Source organism: Roseobacter weihaiensis, assembly GCF_020622345.1.
GTDB lineage: Bacteria > Pseudomonadota > Alphaproteobacteria > Rhodobacterales > Rhodobacteraceae > Roseobacter > Roseobacter weihaiensis.
The window spans coordinates 1-14,929 of record NZ_JACNMO010000018.1; the positions used below are offsets into that span (position 1 = coordinate 1).

The window sequence follows — 14,929 nt, forward strand, 5'->3', positions numbered from 1 at the left end:
CGGCTCGATCCTCCCGTAGCTTGGCCTGCACCCGGCGTTTGGCATCAAGCCCGCATACTTCTTGCGCCAGTTGTAGAATGTCGCCTCAGCAATTCCGGCTTTGCGACACACCTCCGCGAGGCTGGTGAACCGCATTGCGTCAAGAGCGCCTTGTACCGCCCAGTCGTGATCGGCGTCCTCGAACACGATGCACAGGCTATTGCCGCCGAATTCCAGACTGACTGGCAAGATCCGGTCGGTCGCGGCACTCATGATGGCGCGTGCCGTCGCCGTTGATCCGGTAAAGGTCACCTTGTCGATATCGGGATGCGAGGCAAGCACGGCGCCCGCCTCCTCCCCGCAGCCCGCGACCATGTTCAGCACCCTTGGCGGAAGCAGGTCCGCAATTATCTCGATCAGGCGGATAAAGCAAAGCGACGCTTCTTCGGGCGGTTTTGATCACAACCGTGTTGCCCATCACGAGCGCTGGCGCAAATTTCAGCGTTGCAAGGCCCAAAGGCGCGTTCCACGGCGTGATTGCCGCGACGACCCCGTAAGGTTCACGCCACGCCATGTTCAAATTGCTCGGGTCCTGCGAAAAGGTCTTGCCTTTCATCTCACTCGCGATCCGTCGCAAACACCGCGTCTTACACTCTCATCAAAGATATAGCGCCCTGACGTAGAATCCGCATAAAAATCAATTTCAGTGTTCAGGCCACCAAGCGAGACACCGACAAACAAACCAACACCAAAAAGAACGACCGAGATCAAAGCCGTCGTGACAGCTCATATCGATAGCTTCTTCAAAAACTCCATCATGCCTTAAGACTGGTGAAGCACACCGGCCCCGCAAGGCTTTTCAGCCCTGCGATATTTGAGTTCTACGGGCTGCTAAGCCTTGCTACCATCGCGCCCCGTGGTGACATTCCTGCTTTGCACAGCAAGTGACATTTCTACTTGCTTGCAACAAGGTATTGCACCGGGGTGCGCGGTACTTTTAAGTGTGAATTCTATTATAAAACAATTAGTTATCTAATAGGAGTTTATTGCATGGGAGCCGTCTACACGCAACTTGCGCATCAGTGAGCGGCCCCATTTGGATGGTCCAAATTGAAAGTTAGTGCATCGTTGGCCTCTGGTCCATAGGGACGACGGCATCCGGAGCCGGTGGGCGGCGGTAGCCCAGAGCACTGTGTGGTCGTTTGGTTTCGTAATCGAGCTTCCAGCCTTCGATAGTGATCTGGGCCTGGCGAAACGAATAGAAGATTTCACCGTTCAGGAATTCATCCCGCATCCGCCCATTGATGGGGAAGACGGCCACGCACCTGAGAAGGGACCGTATGATTGTCTCACATAGCAGGAGGAGCTTTCCCATGACCCCAACGACCGTTGGTCTTGATCTGGCCAAGAATGTTTTTCATGTCCATGTCGCCGATGCATTGGGTAGCACGATTGATAGCAAGAGCCTCACGCGCTGAGAGCTGCTGCCGCCTTTCTTTAGGGCGGTACCGCTTTGCTTAGGTGGCACTGAGGCTTGTGCGACGGCTCATAGCTGGGCGCGTCAATTGGTGGTGCTTAGCCATGATGTTCGCCTGATCCCTCCTGGTTACGTCAAACCTTATGTACGGCGCGGCGCAAAGAATGATGCCGCCGATGCCGCTGCCATCTGCGAAGCAGTGACCCGAAACCGATAACGCTTGAATGGTGTTGCACTAGGAACAAGATATCCTTTCACAACCAGCTTCGCAAAACTCTGCTAGCTAATGCCAAAATCCCCATTCGCGCTGGACAGAGCGTCTGCAGCCTGGACGTGGCCCGTGACGGTGCCCCTAGAATCACGCAGCTTGGGGCGCGCAAGATCCGCCAAGGCGGTCACCTCCCCCTCATCCAGAATGCCCAGGCCTTTCAGAATTGCGACCAAAGCCGGCATCCTGGCACGGGAGTTCCCATCGGCCACTTTGAACGCAATCGCCAGCCCATCCTGCTCAAGGAACGCCAACAGAAATGCCTCAGCACCACCTTTGAACACAACCCGGCCCTTGGTGGCCGCGACCATTTCGGTCATCGGATGTGCTGTGCCGGAGGCGTACTCCGGATGCGCCCGCATCGCAGCCAGAAGCCGCCCGGTGGCCAGTCTGCGCTGGTCCCCCCCTTTGCCCGCCACAAAACGTGCGCCGATCCTCGCCGCGTCGCCGACGGAGAGAGCCGGTGTCGGCAAGGTGCACCCATCGACCCCCCAATTCGGGACAGAGACGCCGAATTGTTCCAACGTCTCGGCATAGGCCCGCTGCGTGGGATGGTCCGGCTCCTTATAACCCTCGATTGAATGACCACAATGACGGCAGACTGTCAGGAACCCGGTGTGCTTGCCCGAGCAGTTATGATGGACCGGGTCAGGCTGGATGCCAGCCGCAATCATCGCATGTTGCGTGCCGATGTGGTTGGGGTAATCCGGGCCGCAGGCAAGGCCATCGGGTGTGCAATCGAGCGTCTTCAGCCAGTCGTAGACCAGTTCGGTGTGACGCGCCTCGCCGCGATGCGACGCGCAGGCGAGCGCCAGATGGCGCGGGGTCAGGCCATAGGCGTCCGCAGCACCTGTCTCGATCAGCGGCAGCGCCTGAAACGGTTTCATCGATGAGCGGGGATAGGTGATGGTGGAGATATCTCCCCAGCCTTCGATCACCTCGCCCTGAGCGTTTGACACGGCAGCCACGCCCCAATGACGGCTTTCCAGCACGCCGCACCGCCAAACCTCGGCCAGTTCTGCAAAGTCTTTCATGAAAACCCCGTTCTTTTCCATGACCCTAGTGAACAAGACGCGCGGAGGCGAAAAGATAAAACGCCTGTAGTCATGCCAAAACGGCATCGCTGCATGGCTTCCCCTGATACGGGCTTTGCCTATGATCGGGTGCATGACACATCCCCCCGTCCACCCGATCGCGCTGGCCTGGCGCAGCCCGTATCCCGCCGCTGAACGCCAGATCTATCTCAACATCGGGTCTCGGGGGATCATCTCGACCGCGGCGAAAGCCGCTGCCGAGCGGATGATCGAGGGGCATTGGCTGGCCAATATGTCGAAGGCGGAGCGGGTGCCGATGAAGCAGGGCTGCCGTGAGAAATTCGCGCGGCTGATCCGCGCGGCAGGGCCGGAAGAAGTCGCGATCCTCAAGAATGTCTCCGAGGGTATCAACCACGTGGCCACTGCCATCGACTGGCGGGACGGCGACAATGTGGTCCTGACGCCCGAGCTGGAGCATGGCAACAACATCTACGCCTGGATGGCGCTGCGCGCGAAAGGCGTGGAGTTGCGTGAGATTGACCATGTGGGCGGTCATATTGACCCGGCCCGGATGATCGCCGCGATTGATGACAGAACCCGGCTGGTCACAGCGGCCTCGGTGACCTTCACGCCGGGTTTCCGCACTGATCTGGCCGCGATTGGCCGCGCGGCGCGGGCGGTGGATGCGTTTTTTATGATCGATGCGGTGCAAAGCTGCGGCATTCTGGATCTGAACGTAGACGAGGTCATGGCCGACGGGGTGGCCGTGTCGACGTCCAAGGGGTTGCTGGGGGTAATGGGTCTTGGCTTTCTTTATGTCCGCACGGACTGGCTGGACCGGTTGCACCCGGCCTTTGTGGCGCGCCATTCGATCCATTCCACCGGGCATGAGAGCGAATATGAGGGAGCGGATTTCGACTATGCACCGGATGCGACGCGGTTTGAGATCGGCAACTACAACTGGACTGGGATCGCCGTGTCCGATGTCGCCCTTGGCGAGCTGCTGGATATCGGGGTGCCGATTATCGAACGTCACGCTCTCGGCCTGGCGGATACCCTGCGGGACGGTCTGCAGGGTCTGGGGCTGACGGTTGCCACAACAAAAGACCCCGACCGGCGGTCGCATCTGGTGACGGTGGGAGAAATGGGCGCTGGCGACACCTATACGACGGGCGACGAAAGGCTGAACCAGATCGCGGCGGCGTTGACCGAGGGCGATGTGAAATTTACCATCCGACGCGGGATGCTGCGCTTTGGCTTCCATCTTTATAACGACATGACGGATGTGTCGCAGGTGTTGGAGATTATAAGATCAGCCTGAACTATCACCAGATGGAGACGCCGGCGCTGATCCTCGATATCGACAGGCTCAGTGCCAATGCCGAGCGGATGCTGACCCATTGCGCGGACCTTGGCATCACGCTGCGCCCCCATGTCAAAACGCCGAAATCTGTCGATGTGGCCCGGCTGGCCACCGGCGGGCGGATGTCTACCATCACGGTCTCGACCCTGGCGGAGGCGGAGCATTTTGCACGGGCCGGGTTCACAGATATTCTTTATGCGGTGGGCATCACGCCGAACAAGTTCGCACGCGCCTGCCGGATCGGGCCTGGGCTGATGCTGGCGGTGGATTCTGTCGAGATGGCTGTGGCGCTGGCCGAAAGCGACCTGCCAAACCCGGTACTGATCGAGATCGATTGCGGCGAGCATCGCGGCGGCCTGCCGGTGACCGACCCGGCGCTGGAACAGATCGCCCGGGCGCTTGGCCCCCAATTCGAAGGTATCATGAGCCATGCAGGGCACGCCTACGCGACTGATGATCTTGCGATGGTGCGGCAGACGGCTTTGGCTGAGGCCGATGCGGCGCGACAGGCTGCGGATCGGTTGCGGAAGGGGGGGCTAGCCGTCCCCACAGTGTCCATCGGTTCGACGCCAACGGTTTTGCACGCGCGCAATTTGAACGGTATCACCGAGCTGCGGGCGGGCATCTATCTGTTCTGCGACCTGTCGCAGGCGGGGCGGAATATCTGCGGGTTCGACGACATTGCGCTCACGGTTCTGGCCACCGTGATCGGCCATAACCGCGCGGCGGGCGTGCTCACTGTCGACGCGGGTGCGCTGGCGATGTCCAAGGATATCGGCGCGGAGGCGCATCTGCCAGATGCCGGATATGGCTGGCTTTGCGATCCGGTCACCCTGGCCCCGCTTGGCCTGTCAATCAAGGTAGTGCATCAGGAGCATGGCACTGTGCCGGTCCGTGATCCAGGTGCTTATGACCGGCTGCCGATCGGGTCGATGGTGCGCATCCTGCCGGTCCATGCCTGCCTGACCGCCGCCGGGGGCCATGGGCAATATCATCTGACCGACGGTCGGATCTGGCCGCGGGTTGACGGCTGGACCTGATCAGAGCGCCGACACCGAGGCCAGAAGTGTGCGGGTGTAATCCTGCGTCGGGGCGGCGAAGAGTTCCGCTGTCATGCCCGCCTCGACGACCTGCCCGTCCTGCATCACGATTACGCGATCGGCCATTTGCCGAACGACGCCGAGATCATGGGTGATCAGCAACAACGTCAAATTCAGGCGCCCGCGCAGCCCCTCCAGCAGCGTCAGGATCTGGGCCTGGATGCTTACATCCAGCGCGCTTGTCGGTTCGTCACAGACGATAATGCGCGGGTTCAGGATCAGAGCGCGCGCAATGGCGACGCGCTGGCGCTGACCGCCTGACATCTGACTGGGGAAGGCGTGGAAGAACCTTGGCGACAGGCCGGTTTGTTCCATCACCGCGCGGGTACGCTCGGCCCTTTCGGCTCTTGTGCCGATCTCATGGATATCCAGGGGACGCCGGATGATCTGGCTGACCGACATGCGCGGGTTGAGGGAGCCATAGGGGTCCTGAAAGATCGGTTGCAGCAGGTGTGCGCGGACCTTGTCCGGCACCGATGCGATATCAGTGCCGTCGAGACGGATGCGCCCCGCTTTCGGGGCCTCCAGCCCCAGAAGCATCCGCGCCAGTGTCGATTTGCCCGAACCGCTTTCGCCGACAAAGGCCAGGGTTTCCCCTTCGCTCAGCGTGAAGCTGACATCCTTCACCGCCTCGATTGTGCGAATGGGTGAGAAGAGGCCCCGGCGAAACTTATAGCTCTGGCTGACCTGCTCGACCTCGATCAGCGCCGTGCCGTCGGGCGGCGGCGGACGGGAATGGGCCTTGGGAAGGCTGTCGATCAAGCGGCGTGTATACTCATGCTGCGGCTTGCGCAGAACCGCTTCGGTCCGGCCAGTTTCGATCACTTCGCCCTTCAGCATCACCATCACCCGGTCGGCATGATGGGATAGGACGCCGAAATCATGGGTGATCAGGATGACCGCGATCCCCAGCTTTTCACGCATTTCCTTCAACAGATCGAGGATCTGTGCCTGAATCGTCACGTCAAGCGCCGTGGTCGGCTCATCCGCGATCAGCAGACCGGGGCTGTTCATCAGCGCCATCGCGATCAGGATCCGTTGCCTTTGCCCGCCGGAAAACTGGTGGGGGTATTGGCTGAACCGTTCCTCCGGGTCCGGTAGGCCGACCGCGTGGAGCAACTCCAGCGCACGGGTACGGGCCGTGTCATACCTCTGCCCATGCATCGTCATTGCCTCGGTCAATTGGCGCCCGATGGAATAGACCGGGTTCAGCGATGTCATCGGCTCCTGGAAAATCATCGCCGCTTTGTGCCCGCGAATATCGGCCGAGAGCTGACGGTCCGACATCGTCAGGATATCAGCGCCGCCAACCTGCATCCGGTCAGCCTCCACCCGCGCGCCGGGCGGCAAAAGCCCCATCAAAGCCAGCGCAGTCATTGATTTTCCAGAGCCACTTTCGCCGACAATCCCCAAGGTTTCACGCGGCGACAGCGACAGCGACAGGCCCTTTACGGCCTCCAGTGTGCCGCCCGGCACCGGCAGCGAGACGGTCAAGTTCTCGATTTCGGCCGTTGGCTGCGACGCGTTGGTCTGCTCGTTCACTGGCGCGCCTCCGGCGCTGTCACGTCGCGCAGGCCGTCGCCCATGAGGTTGACCGCGATCACCAGAAGAAACAACGCCGCCCCCGGGATGATGACCAGCCAGGGTTGGAAGAAAAGCGCATTGCGCCCCTCTGCGATCATCAGCCCCCAGGAGGGGGCCGGCGCGGGCACGCCGACGCCCAGGAAGCTGAGCGTTGCCTCGGCCAGGATCGCCTTGCCGAATTCAAAGGTGTAGATCACAATGATGTGGGAGGTGACATTGGGCAGCACATCGTGGGTGATGATCGGCATTGGCGAGGCGCCAAGCGCGCGCGAGGCCTGTACGAATTCCATCTCGCGGACCCGCATCGTGGCGGCGCGGGTGACCACCAGAAACAGGTTCCAGTGCAGAACGCCAACGACGCAGATCACCACAAGCGTTGATGGTCCGATGATGAAGACCAGCGCCATGGCCAGCAGGATCGTGGGCATGGCCAGCTGGCAGGCCAGAAGGAAACTGACGAACCGGTCCACACGACCGCCCCAATAACCCGCCGCCAGCCCCAGGGTGACGCCAATGCAGCAGCCGATGGTGGATGCGCCAACGCCGACAATCACCGAGATCCGCGTGCCGTAAAGCAGCCGCGCAAGGTAGTCGCGCCCCAGATGATCGGTGCCAAACGGATGGGTCCAATTGCCCCCGGCCCAGACTGGCGGCACCATGCGGTTGGCGATGTTCTGGGTGGCGTAATCATAAGGCGTGAGCAGTGGCGCGAAAACCGCCAGCAGCATGAAGATCACCACCACCACACCGCCAAAGACGATCCCCTTGTGATGACGCATCCGACGCAGCGTCGCCCGCAACGGAGGCTCGCCTTCGAGGTCAAGATCAACTGCGCTCATCAGGCAAGCCGGATGCGTGGGTCGAGCCACGCGTTCAGGAGGTCTGCCAGCAGGTTGGCAAAGACGAAGAACATCGCAAACAGGAACAGAAGCGACTGGACCACCGGCACATCCCCGATCAGCACGCTTTGGACCGCAAGCCGCCCGATGCCGTTGATGGCAAAAACCGTCTCGGTGACGATGGCGCCGCCCAGTTTCTCGCCAAATTGCACCGCCAGCACGCTGACCACCGGCAACAGCGCATTGCGCATCGCGTGACGAAACAGCAGCGCGCCACCCCGATACCCCTTGGCACGGGCAGCGCGGATATAGTCGGTGCCCATCACTTCCAGCAACCCGGTGCGGGTCAGCCGCATGATCGCCGGAACCGAGGAGAGGCCCAGAACAAAGGCCGGCAGGATGAAATGCCAGATCGTGTTGTTGCCCGAGACCGGAAAGATCGGCCATGTGACCGCCAGAAGCAGGATCGCCATCATCCCCAGCCAGAAATTCGGGATCGCCTGTGCGGCCACCGCAATCGAGAGCGCGATCCGGTCGATCAGCGTATTGGGGTTCATTGCGGCCAGCACGCCAAGCGGGATTGCCACCAGGATCGTCACCGTCAGCGACATGCCCGCCAGCAACAATGTGACCGGGAAGTGACGCGCCACAAGTTCGGCCACCGGCAACCGCCAATGGACGCTTTCGCCAAAATCACCCCGGAAAAAGCTGACCAGCCAGTTATAGTATTGAAGGTAAAGCGGGCGGTCGAAACCATAAAGCGCCCGCAGCCGTTCGATCTCTTCGGTTGTCGCCTCCTCGCCGGCCATGGTGACGGCGGGGTCGGTGGCAAAGTTGAGCAGGAGGAACGCCACCAGCGAGATGGTAAACCCCACGGAGAGCGCCAGCCCGCATCGTCTGAGAATATACTCAAGCACTTGGCTCAGACCTCAGTCCGCATTCTGCCAGCGCACCATGAAGAGGCGCGGCATGCCATCCTCAGGCTGTACGTATTCGATTTCGTTCGACAACAGAAAGTTCTGCGAATAGCGGTGGACGGGCACCCAATAGGCCTGGTCGGTGATACGCGTGATGGCTTCGCGGAACCGCTCTTTGCGCAGGTCCTGGTCGTAGGTGCTGTTGGTGGAGGCCACGAGCTCCGACAGCGCTTCGTCGCCGGTGTAGACCCGCTGCTGATCTGTGATGAACCGGTCCGGCATGATCGCGCCCGCATCCGGGATCGAGAAGGAGCCCGACGAGCCGTAGAAGGCCATCAGCTCGCCCGCATTGCGCGGCGTCGCAACGTTGCGCAGATAGTCCAGCCGCGCGTCCAGACCAATCGCCGTCCAATAGCCCACCAGCGCTTCCATCACATCGCGGTCGCGCGACGCGGTGAGGACCAGCTCGAACCCGTCGGCATAACCGGCCTCGGCCAGCAACGAGCGGGCAAGATCGGGGTCATACGCATAGACGACGGCAGCACTTTCATCACAGCCGAACTGGATCGGCTGGCAGGGCGTCGAAAGGGGGCCGGAACTGCCCCGCACGATGTTGTCGACGATGGCCTGACGATCAATGGCATGGTTCAGCGCGCGCCGCACCCGGATATCTGTCATCGGACCATCGGGGTCAGACCGCCCGGCGGCATCCAGGGCAACATAGCCCACCCGCATCGAGGGCCCTGCGACAAACCGGGCGCGGCCTGTATTGCCCACATTCTCCGCGATGTCCGTTGGCACGTTGAAGGCCCAATGAACACCGCCGGCCATAACTTCGGCGGCCTGGGTCGCGTAATCGCCGATGATGCGAATGGTGATATTCCGGATCGAGGCGACCGCTTTGGGGCTGTCTTCGCGGTAGCCCTCGTAAAGCTCCAGCGTGACCTGTTGCCCGGGGATGTATTCGATGACGCGGTAGGGGCCGGAACCAAGCGCCAGTTCGCGCTGTGCATCGGGCACTGTGACGCCGTCAACTTCATAGGAGCCCTCCTGCCGGATCTTGGTGTAGTAGGCAAAATCATAGAGCACCATTGCGTAGGGGTATTTCATGTTGAACTGCACGCGGCGCTCATCCAGTGCCTCGACACTGTCGAGCCAGCGGTCGATGCGAGCATGAAAACGGGTCTCGGTGGTCTCATCGAGGATGTGGTTGAAGGAGTAAACCACATCGGCGGATGTCATCAGGCTGCCATCGTGGAATGTCACATCATCGCGCAGCGTTACCACCAGTGTCGTGTCATTCACAAACTCATGGGACAGTGCAGATAGAGCCACCGGCTCCTGCGTCTCAGGATCGACATAATACAGGGCATCGTCGATCAGGAGGCCCAGAATGTCGTTCTCCCGTCGGGTATTGTAAAGCCCGTCCGTGGTGCTGATCTCGCGCGGGAAGGCGGCCACCAGCGTGTCATCCTGTCGATCCGCGACAGCAGGAGGCACCGCAATCAGCGTTGCCGCGATACACAAAAGGAAGGGCTTGAGGTTCATGTCATTCGATCCCTGTTGACGACTATCATTAAGCCAACATGAGACGCGGGGGGCAGGCCGACTGTCCAATACCGTTGCGGAGGATAGTTATGCTTTTTTTGCATTGGCGGTGATGGGTATGTCAGGGTGGTCTTCTGGCGAGCAATACCAGGCAGCAACCAAAGGACCTCAGTACATGGCTCGAAATCACTCTGGCAAAGCGGCACCGCGTATCTTGCAACCGAACCAGATTTTGCCATGGAACTGAAATGGCTTGAAGATTTTGCAGCTCTGGTTAGGACCGGCAATTTCAGTCGCGCAGCCGAGGAACGTCATGTGACACAACCGGCCTATTCCAGACGCATCCGGGCGCTTGAATACTGGCTGGGTGTGACGCTGTTCGATCGGTCGTCGTTTCCGGTCCGGCTGACGACGGCGGGTGAGGAGTTTTTGCCCAAGGCGCAGGCGCTTATTGCCGATATCAACCTGTCGCGCCAGGACTTGCGCCTGATGCACGCGCAGGACATGACGTCGGTCCGCATCGTCACGCTGCACACGTTGTCGATCAGCTTTCTGCCGCCCATCGTCCGGGATTTCGTCCGCGAAAACTCCGAGGCCTCAATCTCGATCCTGCCGTCAGTTCAGGGGATAGAGCAGTATTTTGAGGCACTCCTGACCGGCGTTGCCGACATCCTGCTCAGCTATGACACCGGCGACACGGTGCTGGACGCCGATGTTATCAGCCAGCTTGAAATCCGGCAGATCGACGCTGATCGCATGATCCTGGTCACGTCCCCGGCGTTGCGCGCTGCCCTGCCGGCCAAGTGGATGGAGGCCGAGACACCGATTCCGCTGCTGGCTTATAGCAGTTTCTCGTTTTCAGATCGGATCGTGCAACCGGTTCTGCCCAAACTGCCCTGCAAATTCCGCAAAGTGTTTGAAAGCCCGCTCAGCGAAAGCCTGCGGCGCGTGGCGCTGGATGGCACAGGCATCGCCTGGCTGCCGGAACGGCTTGTTCGCCAAGACATGAAAGCCGGGGCGCTGGTCGAGTTGCAGGGCGACGGCCTGACCCCGATTGTCACGATTTCAGCTTATAAACTGCGCGTCACCCGCAGCGAGTTGGTGGAGGCAGCTTGGACTGTGATGTGCAAACAATCCGACAGCTCTACCTAGCATTGCTCGACACAGATGCCTTTCGACGCTCCGCATGCTCAGGCAAGATAGAGTGACCTTAAGGAGAAGTCTGCCAAGTTGCAGTGTTCCGATGGGTGGAAAATGGGGGGTCCGTTGCATCAGTTGTCTCAGTCTAGGATTTGGCTGGGGTGGGTGCCACGATCACGCGACCAGCCCGAAGAGGCTTTCCACGAAACGGATTTCGCCTGTGATCCGCGATCCAAAGACGCAAGATATCCAAATAAGACTTTTTGAAGCAGCTTCGGGGTGTGTGCAGAGGTGTTTGGCATCGCCCGTTCTAGCTGAATTCGCTTGCCAGACCCCGGCGTGGCGTCAAACGTTTCAGTGTTAGCTCTGTGTGAATGTCCAACCAATAGTTCACCGACTTTTTGAGAACGTCGTACATTTCTGGAACGTCTTCCTGCATATTCAATGGCGCAAGGACCCGATCACTGTCGATGTAGGGCTTGTAGATACTGAGAACGCGCTCGAACAGCCGAAACTCCTGTATTGAGAGCTCCTCCGGTTGCCATGTCTTCAAAGAGCGCCGCAAGAACTCCCAACGCCGAAAAGGGACAAAGGTCATTGGCGATCTTTCAGCGTGCCCGTACCTTCGGCAAAACGCATTCACGCAGTCTTCAATACAAACGAATACCTGCCCCAACGGGAGTCCCCCGTGGCCGGCCGCGACAACCATATCCCCGGTGTTCTGGCCCTCTAGTCTTGCCAGAACGTGGCGAGACAGCTCGCGAGACACGACATCGACTGGCACAAGATCGACGATGCGGTCCGGGTTCCCGACGACAAACGGCAAGTTGCCCGTAGCAAGCGTTTTCACCAAAGGATAGATGCCATGGAAGCGGTTGATTGCCCCCCCATCGCTATCACCGATCACCAGACTGCAGCTAAACACCGAGAGTTGCAGGTCGGTTGGAAAGTCGCGCAACATGCGATGCGCGGCAGCTTTGCTTTCTTCGTAGCCGTTCCTGTAGTCCCAATTGTCCGGTGCCGTATAAGCCGAGGAGACATAAATCATCCGGGTTGTTCCCGGGTGCTGCACAAGCGCCTCCGCGAAGGCACGACTTCCAGCAACATTGAGGTCTTTCAAAGCGCCAAAGCTCTTTTCCCAGGATACGTCCGCAGCGCAGTGAACACCGATTGTGAGAGAAGTGGGCGCCAGCTGACCCAGTACATTCTTCAGCGTATCAGCCCGCGTTAGATCGCCGAAGACTGGCTGAACACGCAGGGCGTCTTTCGAGTCTAGCGTCTTGCAAAACGTCTGGAAGGACGCCTGAGACCGAAACAAGCAACACAAGTCGATGCCTGCCGGTAGCGAAAGGAGTAATGCCCGAACCAGGCCACCACCGACGACGCCAGAGGCTCCTGTCACTACGATCCGGGCGTGGCTACCGGTCTGGACAGTCGCGGACATCATGCAAGCGCCTTGCTCGTACCCTTGATCGCGCCAAGCATTTGTCGCGTGTTGGCATTGATGGCCCTTTCGCCGATGGGATTGAGAATTTCGGCCAGCGAAGGGATGCCGATGTCAAACTCAACTTTCAGGTTCACGACAACGTCAGGTCCCTCTTGTCTGGTCGTCCAAACGCCTTCCCAAACCTCAAGATCGCCGTCGATCTGGTGAAAGCGGATCTCGTCGTGGTGGATGAAGACATCCTGTTCCTCCCACATCAATTCGCTGCCGTTGAGAAGCACGACCCAATTTGATTTCAGGTGCGGTCCATCACGGTCAAAGCATTTGACGGAGACCACGTCGGCCATCAGGTCCGGAAATGTCTCAAAATCGCACATCACGTCCCAGACCATCGCAATGTCGACCTCCGGTATGACAACCTTGTTTTCAACAATGGGCATTCTTTGGCTCCTTGTTTGTATCTGAATTGACGTCCAGATGTGCGCCTGCGGCACGAACGGATTCGCAAAGGGCATCCAAGCCCAGCTTCACGTCGCTGTCTGATGTCACGGCGGGGGGGTAAATGCGAATGACCCTGGGGTTGCTGAGGCAGAAGGTAATCAGCAGATTGCGCTTTGCGGCCTCGATCACCACCTCCCCTGCGAAGTCCGGGCTGGCGCACTCCACGCCGATCATCAGCCCATGGCCGCGGACATCGACAACCCCCTTAAGTTGGCCAATGCGCGACTCCAGTCCGCTGCGAACCACTGTCCCGAGCTGTTGGACGCGGTCCAGAAAGGGTTCTTGCTGCACAAGATCGACGACGGTGGACCCGACGCGAGTCGCGAGCGGGGAGGCTGCAAAGGTAGAGGCGTGCAAAACCGGGTCGGTCGCGGCAGTCGTTAGTCTGCGGCGGGCAAAAATCACCGCGCTTAATGGCAAGACCCCGCCACCAAGTGTTTTCCCAGCGGTGACTATATCCGGTTGGAGCTGGCCATGATCCGCGGCCCAGACTTTTCCGCAGCGGCCAAGCCCTGTTTGAATCTCGTCCATCACAAAGATCGCGCCATGCGTCCGGCATTGCTTTGCAATCCAGAACAACGTGTCGGGCGGAATCTCTATAATCCCTCCTTCGCCTTGCACTGGTTCGACAAAAACTCCAGCAACAGAACCACTCGACAGAGCTGCGTGAATCGCGTCGCGGTTCTCAGGATCAACAAAAGTAGTGTTGAACGACCCGGAGTGATTTCCGGATTGTCCCGACAATGTGTCGCTGATCGACAAGGCGGCATTGCTTTTGCCATGATACGATTTCTTGAGCGCCAATACTCTCTGGCGTCCCGTTGAGGCTTTGACCATCTTCAGGGCAATTTCAATCGCCTCCGCCCCGCTGTTGGCGAAGATCACACCGTCCATGAGCGCATCAACGCTCGCGATCAGGCGCTCGGCACAGACAGTTGCTTCTTCGTTGCCAAGTATCTTGGTGGATAGTGCGACGCGCCCTAGTTGATCGACGCAAGCCTTGACCACCTCCGGGTGACGGTGCCCCAACAGATGCAAACCAAATGACCCAAAGTCGAGCCATCGCCGGCCGTTGGTATCTGTGACCCAGGCGCCTTCGGCGAAGGCTTCACCCGCTGACATGCCTGTCATTTTGAGCAACATCGCCTGCGGCCGACCAAATGCCTTTCCATAGCGTTGCATGAAACTCGACATGCGTTAGACCGCCTGTACCAGAGGGGCCAGAAAACTATCGTCAACCTCCGCCGCGCGGCAAAGGCGGGACCAGTTCTGCAAGGCGCGCAATACATCGCCTTGACCGTCCGCCAAGAGTGGGTTGGGAACCTCCCCCGGGAATGCGTCCAGGATATTCTCCCAGATTGGCAGAAGGCGCGCGTGCGGGTCGCTTTCGTCAGCGCCAAATTGCAGCAAGGCAATGAGTTTATCGCCGTCGAGATGGCCCAATGTGTGCAAACCGAAGTCAAGCGCCAGTGGCAAGAAATGAAGCTCATCCACATCATTTGCACCGTCTAGGGTGAGATCTATTTCCACGAACAGCTCCGCCAGCCGTAGCTTGAGAACCTCGGTTAAGTCCGCTTCACCCGCTGCTCCTTCGAAGTCTTCGAGAAGGGCATTCCCATCGATCAAGAGCAACCAAGCTGCCGCAATAGTGCGTGGTAAGGCGTCTTGCGCGGCGGCGGGCAATGCCCGTTGAAGAACGGGGAACCACTGAACGTCATTCTCGGCCAAGGTCATG

The 14,929-nt window shown here is 59.6% G+C and carries 13 protein-coding genes and 3 pseudogenes; 4 read left to right on the plus strand and 12 right to left on the minus strand.

Features of this window, described 5'->3' with window-relative positions; translation table 11 throughout:
- From H7847_RS27220 to H7847_RS17885, 3 genes and pseudogenes are all read right to left on the minus strand, one after another.
- On the minus strand, positions 1–405 hold a 405-nt coding region (locus H7847_RS27220; protein WP_406676021.1), incomplete at its 3' end, for an aldehyde dehydrogenase family protein.
- 22 nt (positions 406–427) lie between these two features.
- A pseudogene (locus tag H7847_RS27225) lies at positions 428–616 on the minus strand (aldehyde dehydrogenase family protein); the annotation flags it as partial.
- A 480-nt stretch (positions 617–1,096) separates the two neighbouring features.
- Positions 1,097–1,282, minus strand: a pseudogene (locus tag H7847_RS17885) (integrase core domain-containing protein); the annotation flags it as partial.
- Positions 1,283–1,352: 70 nt separating this feature from the next.
- On the opposite strand from H7847_RS17885, the pseudogene H7847_RS17890 reads away from it, so the two are divergent.
- Positions 1,353–1,664 (plus strand): annotated as a pseudogene (locus tag H7847_RS17890) (IS110 family transposase); the annotation flags it as partial.
- 71 nt (positions 1,665–1,735) lie between these two features.
- On the opposite strand, the gene H7847_RS17895 reads toward H7847_RS17890, so the two are convergent.
- A complete protein-coding gene (locus H7847_RS17895; protein ID WP_227270845.1) occupies positions 1,736–2,758 on the minus strand; it encodes an asparaginase in 1,023 nt (340 codons plus the stop codon).
- 133 nt (positions 2,759–2,891) lie between these two features.
- Between H7847_RS17895 and H7847_RS17900 the strand changes: the two genes are divergently transcribed.
- Both H7847_RS17900 and H7847_RS17905 read left to right on the plus strand, forming a co-directional pair.
- Positions 2,892–4,079: an aminotransferase class V-fold PLP-dependent enzyme gene (locus H7847_RS17900; protein WP_227270846.1), complete on the plus strand. Its 1,188-nt coding sequence runs from the start codon at positions 2,892–2,894 to the stop codon at positions 4,077–4,079.
- A gap of 11 nt (positions 4,080–4,090) precedes the next feature.
- On the plus strand, positions 4,091–5,161 hold the full coding sequence (locus H7847_RS17905) for an alanine racemase (RefSeq protein WP_227270847.1): 1,071 nt from the start codon (positions 4,091–4,093) through the stop codon (positions 5,159–5,161).
- On the opposite strand, the gene H7847_RS17910 is transcribed toward H7847_RS17905, so the two are convergent.
- The 4 genes from H7847_RS17910 to H7847_RS17925 are packed head-to-tail and all read right to left on the minus strand — an operon-like array spanning position 5,162 to position 10,109.
- Positions 5,162–6,763, minus strand: coding sequence for an ABC transporter ATP-binding protein (locus tag H7847_RS17910; protein WP_227270848.1), 1,602 nt, complete (start codon positions 6,761–6,763; stop codon positions 5,162–5,164).
- The gene (locus H7847_RS17915) at positions 6,760–7,644 is read right to left on the minus strand and encodes an ABC transporter permease (protein WP_227270849.1); all 885 of its coding nucleotides are present in this window, start codon (positions 7,642–7,644) and stop codon (positions 6,760–6,762) included. The genes H7847_RS17910 and H7847_RS17915 overlap by 4 nt, the downstream gene beginning before the upstream one ends.
- Positions 7,644–8,561, minus strand: coding sequence for an ABC transporter permease (locus H7847_RS17920; protein ID WP_227270850.1), 918 nt, complete (start codon positions 8,559–8,561; stop codon positions 7,644–7,646). Before H7847_RS17920 ends, H7847_RS17915 begins: the two co-directional genes overlap by 1 nt.
- Positions 8,562–8,573: 12 nt before the next feature.
- Positions 8,574–10,109 (minus strand): ABC transporter substrate-binding protein, encoded by a 1,536-nt coding sequence (locus H7847_RS17925; protein ID WP_227270851.1) that lies wholly within the window; start codon positions 10,107–10,109, stop codon positions 8,574–8,576.
- A gap of 237 nt (positions 10,110–10,346) precedes the next feature.
- On the opposite strand from H7847_RS17925, the gene H7847_RS17930 reads away from it, so the two are divergent.
- The gene (locus H7847_RS17930; protein ID WP_227270852.1) at positions 10,347–11,261 is read left to right on the plus strand and encodes a LysR family transcriptional regulator; all 915 of its coding nucleotides are present in this window, start codon (positions 10,347–10,349) and stop codon (positions 11,259–11,261) included.
- A gap of 298 nt (positions 11,262–11,559) precedes the next feature.
- Here the strand turns inward: H7847_RS17930 and H7847_RS17935 are convergent, their stop codons facing one another.
- The 4 genes from H7847_RS17935 to H7847_RS17950 form a co-directional block, all read right to left on the minus strand.
- Positions 11,560–12,693, minus strand: a complete 1,134-nt coding sequence (locus H7847_RS17935; protein WP_227270853.1) for an SDR family oxidoreductase — start codon at positions 12,691–12,693, stop codon at positions 11,560–11,562.
- Positions 12,693–13,133, minus strand: a complete 441-nt coding sequence (locus H7847_RS17940; protein ID WP_227270854.1) for a type II toxin-antitoxin system RatA family toxin — start codon at positions 13,131–13,133, stop codon at positions 12,693–12,695. The genes H7847_RS17935 and H7847_RS17940 overlap by 1 nt, the downstream gene beginning before the upstream one ends.
- Positions 13,120–14,325, minus strand: a complete 1,206-nt coding sequence (locus tag H7847_RS17945; RefSeq protein WP_227270855.1) for an aspartate aminotransferase family protein — start codon at positions 14,323–14,325, stop codon at positions 13,120–13,122. The genes H7847_RS17940 and H7847_RS17945 overlap by 14 nt, the downstream gene beginning before the upstream one ends.
- Positions 14,326–14,391: 66 nt before the next feature.
- A complete protein-coding gene (locus tag H7847_RS17950; RefSeq protein ID WP_227270856.1) occupies positions 14,392–14,928 on the minus strand; it encodes a DUF6031 family protein in 537 nt (178 codons plus the stop codon).
- Position 14,929 lies beyond the last annotated feature (1 nt).

Excerpts from the sequence above, each read along its gene's own strand:
- H7847_RS17895 (WP_227270845.1), bottom strand. The coding sequence starts at position 2,758 with ATGAAAGACTTTGCAGAACTGGCCGAGGTTTGGCGGTGCGGCGTGCTG.
- H7847_RS17900 (WP_227270846.1), top strand. The coding sequence starts at position 2,892 with ATGACACATCCCCCCGTCCACCCGATCGCGCTGGCCTGGCGCAGCCCG.
- H7847_RS17905 (WP_227270847.1), top strand. The coding sequence starts at position 4,091 with ATGGAGACGCCGGCGCTGATCCTCGATATCGACAGGCTCAGTGCCAAT.
- H7847_RS17915 (WP_227270849.1), bottom strand. The coding sequence starts at position 7,644 with ATGAGCGCAGTTGATCTTGACCTCGAAGGCGAGCCTCCGTTGCGGGCG.
- H7847_RS17925 (WP_227270851.1), bottom strand. The coding sequence starts at position 10,109 with ATGAACCTCAAGCCCTTCCTTTTGTGTATCGCGGCAACGCTGATTGCG.
- H7847_RS17930 (WP_227270852.1), top strand. The coding sequence starts at position 10,347 with ATGGAACTGAAATGGCTTGAAGATTTTGCAGCTCTGGTTAGGACCGGC.
- H7847_RS17935 (WP_227270853.1), bottom strand. The coding sequence starts at position 12,693 with ATGTCCGCGACTGTCCAGACCGGTAGCCACGCCCGGATCGTAGTGACA.
- H7847_RS17940 (WP_227270854.1), bottom strand. The coding sequence starts at position 13,133 with ATGCCCATTGTTGAAAACAAGGTTGTCATACCGGAGGTCGACATTGCG.
- H7847_RS17945 (WP_227270855.1), bottom strand. The coding sequence starts at position 14,325 with ATGACAGGCATGTCAGCGGGTGAAGCCTTCGCCGAAGGCGCCTGGGTC.
- H7847_RS17950 (WP_227270856.1), bottom strand. The coding sequence starts at position 14,928 with ATGACCTTGGCCGAGAATGACGTTCAGTGGTTCCCCGTTCTTCAACGG.